The 12,066-nt window shown below is 48.1% G+C and carries 11 protein-coding genes and 1 tRNA gene; all 12 read right to left on the bottom strand.

From position 1 onward, the window contains the following. Positions 1-198 precede the first annotated feature (198 nt). Positions 199-1,203, bottom strand: coding sequence for an adenine-specific methyltransferase EcoRI family protein (locus E7746_RS10615; protein ID WP_136410763.1), 1,005 nt, complete (start codon positions 1,201-1,203; stop codon positions 199-201). 12 nt (positions 1,204-1,215) lie between these two features. Further along, on the bottom strand, positions 1,216-2,049 hold the full coding sequence (locus E7746_RS10610) for an EcoRI family type II restriction endonuclease (RefSeq protein WP_136410762.1): 834 nt from the start codon (positions 2,047-2,049) through the stop codon (positions 1,216-1,218). Between the two features lie 171 nt (positions 2,050-2,220). Then, positions 2,221-3,744, bottom strand: coding sequence for a glutamine-hydrolyzing GMP synthase (guaA, locus tag E7746_RS10605; protein WP_136410761.1), 1,524 nt, complete (start codon positions 3,742-3,744; stop codon positions 2,221-2,223). A gap of 86 nt (positions 3,745-3,830) precedes the next feature. Continuing rightward, positions 3,831-4,706 carry a DMT family transporter gene (locus tag E7746_RS10600; RefSeq protein WP_136410760.1) on the bottom strand — a complete coding sequence of 292 codons (876 nt, stop codon included), beginning with the start codon at positions 4,704-4,706 and terminating at the stop codon, positions 3,831-3,833. Between the two features lie 4 nt (positions 4,707-4,710). Then, positions 4,711-7,005 (bottom strand): cation:proton antiporter, encoded by a 2,295-nt coding sequence (locus E7746_RS10595; RefSeq protein ID WP_238337175.1) that lies wholly within the window; start codon positions 7,003-7,005, stop codon positions 4,711-4,713. Between the two features lie 35 nt (positions 7,006-7,040). Beyond that, positions 7,041-7,775, bottom strand: a complete 735-nt coding sequence (locus tag E7746_RS10590) for an MgtC/SapB family protein (RefSeq protein ID WP_136410759.1) — start codon at positions 7,773-7,775, stop codon at positions 7,041-7,043. Positions 7,776-7,781: 6 nt separating this feature from the next. After that, entirely contained in the window at positions 7,782-8,690 is a 909-nt protein-coding gene (locus E7746_RS10585) for a GumC domain-containing protein (protein ID WP_168184366.1), read from the bottom strand. Positions 8,691-8,840: 150 nt separating this feature from the next. After that, positions 8,841-9,833 (bottom strand): translation elongation factor Ts, encoded by a 993-nt coding sequence (tsf, locus tag E7746_RS10580; protein WP_136410757.1) that lies wholly within the window; start codon positions 9,831-9,833, stop codon positions 8,841-8,843. Positions 9,834-9,893: 60 nt separating this feature from the next. Further along, positions 9,894-10,733: a 30S ribosomal protein S2 gene (gene rpsB, locus E7746_RS10575; RefSeq protein ID WP_136410756.1), complete on the bottom strand. Its 840-nt coding sequence runs from the start codon at positions 10,731-10,733 to the stop codon at positions 9,894-9,896. Positions 10,734-10,862: 129 nt separating this feature from the next. Beyond that, complete coding sequence (gene rpsI, locus E7746_RS10570) at positions 10,863-11,249, bottom strand: 30S ribosomal protein S9 (protein ID WP_123395695.1); 387 nt, start codon at positions 11,247-11,249, stop codon at positions 10,863-10,865. Between the two features lie 5 nt (positions 11,250-11,254). Further along, on the bottom strand, positions 11,255-11,734 hold the full coding sequence (gene rplM / locus E7746_RS10565; RefSeq protein ID WP_123395696.1) for a 50S ribosomal protein L13: 480 nt from the start codon (positions 11,732-11,734) through the stop codon (positions 11,255-11,257). A 235-nt stretch (positions 11,735-11,969) separates the two neighbouring features. Beyond that, positions 11,970-12,051, bottom strand: a tRNA-Leu gene (locus E7746_RS10560). Between the last annotated feature and the right edge of the window lie 15 nt (positions 12,052-12,066).

Genomic DNA, 12,066 nt, shown 5'->3' with positions numbered 1-12,066 from the left:
GCGTTGCGTTGGTTTACTCCAACTCGATAATGCAGAAGGATTGATTATCAGCATTATAAGTTAGTTTTATCATTGTCAGGGCGCATTTTGGCACGATTACGAAAATCTGGTTGAGGTTAACCCTCTGTAGATTAGCTATATTCCAGCTAATTCAAATGAAATAATCTGAAAATAGCAGGTTTCTTCTACTGCAAATAATTAAGCAAACAAAGAACTTTGATAAGTTGCCTTGATAGGCTCCTTGTTTTTTATAAGGATACGAAAGTAAGGACATTTACCGTTGATTGAAAGATCTTTACCATCATTGCCTTTTCTGAACTGAATAATCTCAAATTGTGATGGATTATATTTGTGTAGAAAAGTTATAGGCACACCTATGGCACCTTCATAGTCCATTGGTATATCTTGAGTTCTGTTGACATTAATGCCATCGTAATTATCATATTTAGGGTATAAATCCTCATTTCCACGGTATATTTTTGTCAGCGGTAGAAGATCATGTCTGGATTGAATATCAATATTTGTGAGCCATAAGCAATTGTTTGGTGAAATAATTCGATCACCGTTACTTGATATATGTGTTTCAGTTCCATACATTTCATAATGATCGGGAACTTTAAACCCTGAGATTCCCCTCCCAAGATGTATTCCCAACCATGCTCTGTTTGATTGTATCAGATTAAATACCTCTTGATATGTAATTGCATTTATGTTGCCAATAACAAGAAATTGTTTTCTATATCGAACAATTTGTGAAATATGTTCCCTAAAAAGAGAAAATGGTGGATTTGTTACGATTATGTCAGATTGCTTCAATAATGAAGTACATTCATAACTTCTGAAATCACCATTCCCTTTGAGAGGTTTGCATGGCAAGTCTGATATATTGGTGTCGAGGTCGTCTAAAGTTACCGATATATAACTGCCATGCTTAGGCTCTGATTCGTTAAATAAATCTTGGGTATTAGGAACAAAGTATGATGCAATAAGCTTTTTTAAACCGATGAGCTTAAAATTCTCAAAGAAGTATTTGAAGAAATTACTTTCCTTTGGATTATCACAGTTGCAATATACAGTTTTTCCGTGAAAGGAATCTTTGTAAAATGTCAGTTCTCGCTCAATATCTTCACGCAATGTGTAGAACTCATCACTCTTTGAGCTCTTTGCTTTATGTAAAATCGTATTAGTCGCTTTTCTTGCCATAAAAAAGTAACTTTATTTGTTTTGAACCTGACAAAATAAATCGCTGTAAAGAACTTGGATAGATGTTCTTGCAATTTCTAACATGATATAGAACATCTGCTCAGTTGCCCAATGCCCTCCGTCACCTTGGGTGTAAATGGATGCAGCTTGGATCATTATTGTTCTATCTTTATGGTGAACAAACCTATTTTTACATAGATTTGTATTTATAGGCAATCCATAATTTGCAGCAGTTAGTCGGTCTAATCTATTAAGCATTCCAGAATTATACTCAAGAACAACCATACGCCCGTCAGGACGGGTAATTCTAATTGTTTCCGTCAAAAAGTTGGAGCCCTCCAGAAAAAGGACATAGGGAAAGTGTGATTCACCTAACATAAAATTTGCTATCTCTGAGATGTTTTTGTGAGATCTCTCAATAGCATTTCCGGCCGCCATTAAATCTTGGTCATTATTCTTGCCAACTAATTTACCTGCCAATATATTTTCTATATCTTTCCCTTGATGTTTAGCTTCTGATACCAAGATTACGCGCCATTCGTCATAATCATCTTTGACTTCTATTATACCGCCATCTGGAATAATACTGGAATTTGGAACAAATAATGTTTGACCCAATTCTTTGTCAACTTTTTGTAGTGCCAAATTAATTTCTTCCTTGCGAATACTATTTCTATATCTAAACGATAATGTAGGAAAATCAGTTTTAAGTTGAGTTAGAACCATATGTGATACCTGCCCAACTGTCATGTCGTGCAATTTTGCTCCTTCACCAAATATACCCACTACACCGTGAGTGGTTTTATGTTGTTGGGTTAATCTTTTAGATTGGTTCTTTTTTGCCATATTTTTTAGTCTATAATGCAAAAATACGAAAAAAATGTGGGGTGCAATTACAGTATGCTATTAGAAATTTTTTATTATGCATTTAGATTAATAGCAGTTGCTTAGATTCTTAAATGTAGAATATAAGCAACTGTATAATAGCCATTTGCGTTTGTGACGAAAAATTCGAGTTTACTCCCACTCGATTGTTGCCGGTGGCTTGGAGGAGATGTCGTAGCAAACTCGGTTTACGCCTTTCACTTTGTTGATGATGTCGTTGCTCACTTTCGCCATGAAGTCGTAGGGCAGGTGGGCCCAGTCGGCGGTCATGGCATCGGTTGAGGTGACTGCGCGAAGTGCTACGGCGCGTTCATAGGTGCGCTCGTCGCCCATTACGCCTACGCTCTGCACGGGAAGCAGTATCACTCCGGCTTGCCATACTTTGTCATAGAGGTCCCAGTCACGAAGTCCCTGGATGAATATGTCGTCGGCATCTTGAAGTATGCGCACCTTTTCGGGAGTTATGTCACCGAGTATGCGCACTGCAAGTCCGGGGCCGGGGAAGGGATGACGCTTGATGAGATGCTCCGGCATTCCGAGCTCGCGTCCTACGGCGCGTACTTCGTCCTTGAAGAGGAGGCGAAGCGGCTCGCAAAGCTTGAGGTTCATCTTTTCGGGGAGTCCGCCCACATTGTGGTGGCTCTTGATTGTGGTTCCTGTTATGGAGAGCGACTCGATGCAGTCGGGATAGATGGTTCCCTGGGCAAGCCACTTTACATCCTTTATCTTGTGGGCCTCTTCGTCAAATACATCGATGAAGCCTTTTCCTATGATTTTGCGTTTGCGCTCGGGCTCGGTAACGCCTGCAAGTTCGCTGAAGAATTTCTTGCTTGCGTCAACTCCTATGACATTCAGTCCAAGACATTCATAGTCGTGAAGCACATTCTTGAACTCGTTTTTGCGCAACATTCCGTGATCGACAAATATGCAGGTGAGATTTTTGCCGATGGCCTTGTTGAGCAACACTGCCGCTACCGATGAGTCGACACCGCCGCTAAGTCCCAGCACAACCTTGTCGTCGCCGAGTTGCTTTTTGAGTTCGGCCACAGTGCTTTCGATGAATGATGCTGCGCTCCAGTCCTGACGGCTGCCGCATATATCGACTACGAAGTTCTTGAGCAGCTGGGTTCCGTCCTCGGTGTGATATACTTCGGGGTGGAACTGTACTCCCCATAGCTTCTCGCCTTCAGCCTGATAGGCTGCAACGGCTACTTTGTCGGTCGATGCTATGATTTTGAAATTGTCGGGGATGGCGGTAATCGTGTCGCCATGACTCATCCACACCTGTGAGTTGTCACGTAGCCCGTGGAGCAGGGGATTCTCGTGATCAAACTTTTCAAGGTGGGCGCGGCCATATTCACGAGTGCCTGCCGGCTCTACCTTTCCGCCGTTGGTGTAGGACATGAATTGAGCGCCGTAGCAGATGCCCAAAATGGGATATTTGCCGCGGATGTTGCTCAGGTCGACCTTGAAGGCTTTTTCGTCATAAACGGAGAACGGGCTACCCGAAAGAATGACGCCTATTACCGACGGATCGTCATGCGGAAACTTGTTGTAGGGCACAATTTCGCAATAGGTGTTGAGTTCGCGCACTCGACGGCCTATTAGCTGTGTCGTCTGACTGCCGAAGTCAAGAATGATGATTTTCTCTTGCATAGTCCAAATGTGATGGATTGATGAAAATTACTTTGTGCAAATTTACAAAATAAAAATGATATATGCCGACATAGGCTCGACCGAAATCAGCGGCTTCCGAGAACAAGGCATACAAGTCCCACAAGAAGTACCGACAGATCGATCAGTTTCATCTTTACATTCTTTTCGTGGAGGGCCATGACTCCGTAGAGGAATGACACGATGACGCTGCCTCGGCGTATCATTGAAATCACCGATATCATTGAGCCGTCGATCGACAGTGAGTAGAAGTAGGCGATGTCAGCTATGGTGAGGAAGAGTGATATGCACGGTATGGTCCACCGCCACTGGAATTTGGTGTGATTCTTGGTGGCGCGCAGCATTATGGCTATCGTTATGCCCATTATTATGAACTGGTAGAACGAATACCATGCCTGAACCTCCAGCGGCTCGTAATGTTTCAGCAGATATTTGTCGTAGAGTGCGCTCACCGCTCCCATGAAAGTGGCTCCGAGGCTCATCCACAACCAGCGGCTGTGCTTGAGCGAGAATCCCTCCTTGCCTCCTATGCGGCTGATGAAGTAGAGCGACCATAAACCGAGCGCGATACCTATCCACTGCAGGAGATTGAGCCGTTCGCCGAATATTAAGAGTGCGCCCACGAGCACAATTACCGGTCGTGACGCATTGATGGGGCCGGCTATCGTGAGCGGAAGATGCTTGATGCCGTAGTAGCCCAACAGCCAGGAGGTGAGCACGATAAATGCCTTGACCACGATGTAGAGGTGACCCGTGATGTTGCCGCCGAGCCCTATGTCACCGTCAACGAGTCCGCTTACGATGATGGGCGCCATCAGCAGCGAGCTGAAGAGCGTGTTCAGGAAAAGTACGATGAGTACATTGTTTGCGTTGAGCGACAGTTTCTTGAACACATCATAGACGCCGAGGCACAACGCCGATACTATGGCAAGGACTATCCACATGGTCTTATTTCAGTGATTCTAATTGCTTGGGGTCGCCTACGAGCCACAGTATGTCGCCGGGATTGAACAGGTTGTTGCCTGTAGGGTGGTCGTAGGTACCGTCGGAGTGCTGTATTGCAACCAGCAGCGCCTTGTATTTGTCGCGAATCTGCGAGGTGGCCGATGTTTTGCCTATAAGCGGTGATGTTTCCGACAGCAGGATGTTGGTCAGCTTTATGTCGTCGGCACGGTTTTCGTTTTCGCCCCCAGTTTCGTTACCCTGCTCGATAATCGGGAGCAGAGCCTGTATCTGTTCATCGGTACCGATAATTCCGAGGATGTCGCCGGGGAATATTCGCATTGTTCCGTTGGGCACCGCTATGAATGAGCTGCCACGCTGTATGCTGGCCACGTTCACGCCGTAACGCTGTCGAAGATTTGAATCAATAAGTCGGTCGCCGACAAACGGACATCCGTAACCCACCTCGATGTAGGCGAGGTGCATGTCGCTTACAAGGTTGTTGTTGCGTCCGCTGCGGCGCAGCTCACGCTCGTTCAGATTGTTGAAGAATGTCGATTCAATGCGACGCATGTGCTTGCGCAGTCGTCCCGACAGGGCTATGAGCATCAACATGAATATCAGGAATCCCACTATCCAACCTACTCGCATTGAGTGAATTGCACTCAGTGTGTAGATGATGAAGCCGAGCGACAGCAACATGCGGAACAACGACATGACGATGAGCGGGACATCAAATCGCGCATTGGCGGCTATGAGTCGTTCACGCTCGGTCTTGCGTGACGCCGGCATGGCTAAGGCGAGCAGGAAGTGCGACATGCATGAAAGGGCCACCACATCGGCTATAAGTCGGCTCCATGACGGAATGATGGTTTCAAGCCATGGAAGCAGATACCTGAGCGTGATCAATATTATTGCGATGATGACGCTTGAGTACAGCAGTATGCGCCATAAGTAGCGTTTCAGCACCGTTTTCCAGAGCACTCGTGTTTCACATTCCGATGTCGCGTTGGTGGTGTAGCGGTTGATAAGGAAATGCAGTTTTCGCGGCAGATGCTTCTCTACGAAGTTGTAGGCCGGGTCGGCCATACGTATGAAGTAGGGGGTGGTGAAGGTGGTTATCACCGACACGGCCACCACGATAGGATAGATTATCGGATTCAAGACGCCGAGTGACATGCCGAGCGATGCGATGATGAATGCGAATTCACCGATTTGGGTTAGTGAGAAGCCCGACTCCATGGCTATGCGCAACGGTTGTCCCGTGATAAGCATTCCGAATGTGCCGAAAACAATCATGCCTACGATTACGACACACGACAGTATGAGTATGGGTGAGATGTACTCTTCGATTACATGCAGGTCGACCATCATGCCCACCGAGATGAAGAATACGGCACCAAACAGGTCCTTGACCGGCGTTATCACCTGCTCGATACGCTCGGCATAGCTTATTCCGGCTATTATCGAACCCATGACAAATGCTCCGAGTGCGAGTGAGAATCCGCAATATACCGAGAACACCGCCATGCCGAAGCACAATCCCAGCGACACCACGAGGAGCGTTTCGTTGTTGAGGTAACGGCGTATGGCGTTGAGCAAAGTAGGAAGCAGGTAGACTCCGACCAAAAACCAGATTACGAGGAAGAACACCAGTTTGCTGACACTGAACAGCATCTCTCCGCCTTCGACACTGTTGTTTACCGCGATCGACGACAGAATCACCATCATGAGGACGGCAAAGAGGTCCTCGACAATGAGGACGGCAAACACAAGTGACGCAAACTTTTTCTGCCGCAGATTCAGGTCGGTGAATGCCTTTATGATGATCGTTGTCGATGACATGGATAGCATTCCTCCCAGAAACAGGCTGTTCATGTTGGAGAAGTTAAGCACGTGACCTATTCCGAATCCGGCCGCCATCATGCCTATCACTATTATCAACGCCGTCACTACGGCCGAGCCGCCGGTGTTGAGCAGCTTCTTGAAACTGAATTCGAGTCCGAGCGAAAAGAGCAGCACCACGATTCCAAGCTGGGCCCAGAACTCGATGTTGCTTTCGGTGGTCACCGACGGGAGATATTCAAAGTGTGGGCTGGCGAGAAATCCTGCGACAATGTAGCCGAGCACGACAGGCTGTTTCAGCCATTTGAACAGCACGGTCACTACGGCGCCGAGTATGAGGATGAATGCAAGGTCGGATATGAGTGTTTCCAGTTGTATGTCCGACATTATTTCAGGATTTTCGGCCGTTGCATCAGTTGCCGTCGATACAAGTGCCGAAATGAGGTTGAATATCATTGTCAGTGATGATGTTGTGATGGGTTGTTATGGCGTTATATGCTCACTTGGTTGGCCAACGATATTGCTATCGTCGGCTTTACCTGACGCAAATCCTTGAATAGCATCATGTAGTTGGTGCTTTCTTTCATGAGCACTACAAGATTCAGTCGGGTTACCGGCTCCATGTAGTCATACTCCACGTATACGTTGCTCAGGTGTACATGGTGACGATTCAGCACTTCGCGATAGCCGTCGATGTCCTCGGCTATGACCGACAGTTTGATGCGTATGATGCGTGACTCCACGCCTGCACTTATGCGGTGTTCCCAACGCTCAACCACGACCAGCACTACGAGTATGAGTCCGGTAGCGATGATGGCTATCGTGTACATGCCCACGCCTACGGCCATTCCTATGGCTGCAATCATCCATATTCCGGCCGCCGTGGTGAGTCCGCGCACCGAGCCCTTCATCTGTATGATGGCTCCGGCTCCGAGAAAACCTATACCTGTCACCACCTGAGCAGCGATTCGGCCCGGGTCGCCGTTTTTCAGCCCCATGTACTCCTGCGGAACGTAGATCGACAGTAGCATTGCCAATGTGGCGCCCATCGATATAAGCGCGAATGTGCGCACTCCCGCTATCTGGCCTTTGCGTTTGCGCTCAAAGCCCACGCAGCATCCGAGCATAAGGCTAAGACACAGCTTGAAAATCGACGACACGACATTGACCTCGATTGAGTTGATGGAGTCGTATATGGTTGTGAACAGGTTGATAAGTGTCGACATCGTGGTCTATTTGCGCAAAGTGAAGCGGCGTGATATAAGTCGGAAATTGTCAGCGAATAGTTCGACGGTGTAGTCGCCGGGGGTGAGGGTGGTGTTTACATCCCAGTAGATGCGTAATCCGCCAATCTCTTCACCGGCATATTCGATGGTCTTGCGTGCAGTGCATTGCAGCGATGCGCCTTCAAAGTTGAATGTGCCGCCTGCACCGAGCAGGGCACCTTCGGGATTTGTTATGCGCAGGTAGATTGTCTTTTCGCCTACGGGTGTTGAGTTGTTCTGCGGTATGGTGAATGTCACTTCAAGCTGCTTGGCCTTGGTAACGTTCTTTTCAATCTTTCCGTTCTTCTTAAGCGCATTTAGCGTGACGCCGGTTACATTCAGCTTTTCGGCGAGAGTCATGCGCTCCGACAGAATCTCATTGCGCTTCGATTCGGTTGCCACGCGATTTCTCAGCTGCTGGTTGCGCTGCTTTATTTCGGCATTCTCGGCACGCAGTCCGGCATTTTCCTTTCCGAGCGAGTCGATTTGCGCTACATAGTGACGCAGGATGTTCTTAAGTGTACCTATTTCGTCCTGCAGTTTCTTTATGTGCTGGGCGCTTTTCTTCTTTTCGGAGTTGAGCTCCTGAAGCAGCTTCTCCACTTTGCTTTTGGCAGCGGCATATTTTGTTACGAGCGAGTCGTTGGCGAGCAGCTGTGACTGGTTTTCATATTGCTGAAACTCTACGTTGAGAGCCTGGTATTCGTTGGCGAGCTGGAGCTGTTCGTTGGTCAGCTGGAGCTGCTCATTGGCAAGCGCAGCCTCTTCAGCCTTGTCGTTGATTGATTTTGTCGTCAGGATGAAAGCGGCTATAATTATCACCAATAGCGTGGCTAAGGCGAGTATACCCCATCGGAGGTATTTGGGATTCTTCATTTTATCATTCATGATGCGTGCAAAATTTATGCAAATTTACGAAATATCCCTTATAGAAGAGCCACTTCGGTGGTAAAAATTGAAAGTCCCGTCAACAACTTGGTCGACGGGACTTTCTTTATTAAAAAATTGTTATGACTATCTTGTTGATTAGTCCTGGTTGAGGTTGACGCGCTTGAAGTCAACTGCCACGAGGCCTTTCTGTATCTTTTCAAGATACTTTCCTACGGTCAACTCGCCATCCTGGATGAAATCCTGCTCCATGAGGCAAGATTCCTTGAAGAACTTGTTAAGACGGCCCTGAGCGATGTTGTTGACCATCTGCTCGGGAAGGTTGGCTGCCTTCTCTTCGGCTACCTTAGCCTTGAGCTGGCGAATATCCTCGGCTTGAGCCTCGGTGATGTTACCCTTCATGATGCCTTCGTTGAGGTGCTCTTCGTTCTCGGCGATATAGAGGTTGAAGCCTGCCTTCTTGAGGGCTGCCTCTACGGCCTTCTTTACTTGCTCGGCCTTTGTCTTGTCGATTGCTACGCTGAGCTCTGAATCCTTTACCGACTGGGGAACGCTGTCGCGGTCAACTGCAACGGGGTTCATTGAAGCAACCTGCATTGCAACATCGCGGCCAACCTTCTCGTCAACGCCTTCAAGGTTGAAGCCTACGATGGCTGCAAGCTTGTTGTTGAAGTGGTTGTAGGATGAGGTTGAAGGAGCGGCGATGCTCTCGTAAGCGCTGATTTCGGTCTTTTCGCCGGTCTTTCCGCTTTCCTCTACTACAAGAGCCTCGATTGTCTGGCCGTCGAGCTGAAGAGCCTTAACTTCTTCAATTGTTTTGGCCTCGGCAGCTACAGCTGCATCGAGAATCTTCTGGGTGAGGGCTACGAATCCTGCGTTCTGTGCCACGAAATCGGTTTCGCAGTTAAGAGCTATGATAGCGGCAAACTTGCCGGTGCTCTTTGAAAGCACGCAACCTTCGGCTGCCTGACGGTCTTCGCGCTTTGCTGCTACCGCCTGTCCTTTCTTGCGGAGGATTTCTACGGCTGCCTGGATGTCGCCGTCGGTTTCTGCAAGGGCTTTCTTGCAGTCCATCAAGCCTGCGCTGGTGAGAGCGCGGAGCTTGGTAATATCGGCCATTGTTACTGCCATATCTGTTTTACTTTTTATCAGGGTTTATAAAATATTGTTTTTGAGGAGAGTGTGAGCTTATTAGGCTTCAGCTTCAGTAGCTTCGGTAGCCTCGGCTGCTGTTTCTTCAGCTGCGGGAGCCTCTTCAGCGCGACGGTTTACGCGACGGCGACCGCCCTTTGCAGCTGCGGGAGCCTCTTCGCCTTCGGCTGCGGGAGCGTCAACCTTTTCAGCCTTACGCTCTTCAAGACCTTCAGCCATTGCCGAGCATACGGTGTCGAGGATTATCTCGATTGACTTTGATGCGTCGTCGTTGGCGGGGATTACGAAGTCAACGTTGGTGGGATCGGAGTTGGTGTCAACCATTGCGAATACGGGGATTCCAAGACGGTTGGCCTCGGCAACTGCGATGCGCTCCTTAAGAACATCGACTACGAAGAGAGCTGAAGGAAGACGGCTGAGGTCGGCGATTGAACCGAGAGTCTTCTCAAGCTTTGCGCGCTGACGCGAAATCTGAAGCTTTTCACGCTTTGAGAGGTTGTCAAATGTTCCGTCCTTGGTCATCTTGTCGATTGACGCCATCTTCTTCACTGCCTTGCGGATAGTGGGGAAATTGGTCAACATACCACCGGGCCAGCGCTCGATTACGTAGGGCATGTTGATTGATGAAGCCTTGTCGGCGATTACTTGCTTGGCCTGCTTTTTGGTGGCAACAAAGAGTACTTTCTTGCCTGATTTTGCGATGCTCTTCAAGGCAGCAGCGGCTTCTTCAACCTTGGCTGCGGTCTTGTAGAGGTCTATGATGTGGATACCGTTGCGCTCCATGAAAATGTAAGGAGCCATGGCAGGATTCCATTTTCTCTTAAGGTGACCGAAATGGCAACCTGCCTCTAAAAGTTGGTCAAATGTAGGTGTTGACATTGTTTTGGTTGTTGTTTACGTTCTTTTTTAATTTACAATCCGGGGGTAGGGAACGTGTCCATCTCCTGGATTTAGATACTAAACACGATTTTATCTGAAAACAGACGATTGATAATGACTGTCCAAATATTAACGCTTGGAGAACTGGAAGCGCTTGCGGGCCTTGGGCTGACCGGGCTTCTTACGCTCTACGGCACGCGGGTCGCGAGTCATGAAGCCTTCCACGCGAAGTGCATGCTTGTCCTCGGGGTTGATTTTTACAAGAGCGCGGGCGATGGCAAGACGAAGTGCCTCGGCTTGGCCCTTGTAGCCGCCACCGTCAAGGTTTACGTTGATGTCATACTTTGATGCTGCATCAAGTGTGTTGAGGGGCTGCTTTACGATATATTGAAGTATAGATGAGGGGAAATATACTTCGAGGGGACGCTTGTTGATGGTGATTGCGCCATTGCCTTCACCTACGATTACGCGGGCGATAGCGGCCTTACGACGGCCTACTGCATTTACCTTTTCCATACTTCTTATTTGATTGTGTTGATGTCAATAACTTTGGGATTCTGTGCTGCATGGGGGTGCTCCGGTCCGAGATATACATGCATGTTCTCGATGATGCGGCGACCAAGACGGTTCTTGGGAAGCATACCCTTCATTACCTTGATGAACAAGGGGTTGTAGCCGGGCTTGATGTGCTTGTTGTGGGCCTTCTTCATGAGAAGCTCGGGGGTTGTAACACGCTGTCCGCCGGGATAGCCGGTGTATGACAGATATTCACGGTCGGTCATCTTCTTGCCGGTGAGGCGCACCTTGTCGGCGTTGATGATGATTACGTTGTCGCCACACTCTACAAAGGGAGAGTAGGTGGGCTTGTTCTTGCCTCTCAGGATGAGAGCTACTTTTGCACAAAGGCGACCCAGTACCTGGTCGGTAGCGTCAATTACTACCCATTCCTTCTCGATGCTCTGTGCATTGGGGGTAAGTGTCTTGTAACTTAAAGTATCCACGTTAAATGTTTAATTAATAGATGAATAAGTTGATTCTCCGTCGGCGGCGGTTCGGCCAAAAACCTCGCTGGCTTTGAATCGGGTTATTAATTTGGACATAATCGGTGTGCAAAGGTACGACTTTTTCGTCGCTTGGCAAAACTGTTTTAACAATAAATAACATCATCCCTCGGCGACGGCATAAAAAAGGTCAGGGTTGTCAACATCAATGTTGACAACCCTGACTGTCGAGCGGTGCGCACGAAGGGACTCGAACCCCCACGTCGTCAGACACTAGATCCTAAGTCTAGCGCGGCTACCAATTACGCCACGTGCGCTGAATTCGGTTGCAA

This window comes from Muribaculum gordoncarteri, from assembly GCF_004803695.1.
GTDB classification, from domain to species: domain Bacteria; phylum Bacteroidota; class Bacteroidia; order Bacteroidales; family Muribaculaceae; genus Muribaculum; species Muribaculum gordoncarteri.
This window is presented reverse-complemented; position numbering and strand designations above follow the sequence as displayed.

Excerpts from the sequence above, each read along its gene's own strand:
- E7746_RS10585 (WP_168184366.1), bottom strand. The coding sequence starts at position 8,690 with ATGAAGAATCCCAAATACCTCCGATGGGGTATACTCGCCTTAGCCACG.
- tsf (WP_136410757.1), bottom strand. The coding sequence starts at position 9,833 with ATGGCAGTAACAATGGCCGATATTACCAAGCTCCGCGCTCTCACCAGC.
- E7746_RS10615 (WP_136410763.1), bottom strand. The coding sequence starts at position 1,203 with ATGGCAAGAAAAGCGACTAATACGATTTTACATAAAGCAAAGAGCTCA.
- E7746_RS10590 (WP_136410759.1), bottom strand. The coding sequence starts at position 7,775 with ATGTCGACACTTATCAACCTGTTCACAACCATATACGACTCCATCAAC.
- rpsB (WP_136410756.1), bottom strand. The coding sequence starts at position 10,733 with ATGTCAACACCTACATTTGACCAACTTTTAGAGGCAGGTTGCCATTTC.
- E7746_RS10610 (WP_136410762.1), bottom strand. The coding sequence starts at position 2,049 with ATGGCAAAAAAGAACCAATCTAAAAGATTAACCCAACAACATAAAACC.
- E7746_RS10600 (WP_136410760.1), bottom strand. The coding sequence starts at position 4,706 with ATGTGGATAGTCCTTGCCATAGTATCGGCGTTGTGCCTCGGCGTCTAT.
- E7746_RS10595 (WP_238337175.1), bottom strand. The coding sequence starts at position 7,005 with ATGATATTCAACCTCATTTCGGCACTTGTATCGACGGCAACTGATGCA.
- guaA (WP_136410761.1), bottom strand. The coding sequence starts at position 3,744 with ATGCAAGAGAAAATCATCATTCTTGACTTCGGCAGTCAGACGACACAG.
- rpsI (WP_123395695.1), bottom strand. The coding sequence starts at position 11,249 with ATGGAAAAGGTAAATGCAGTAGGCCGTCGTAAGGCCGCTATCGCCCGC.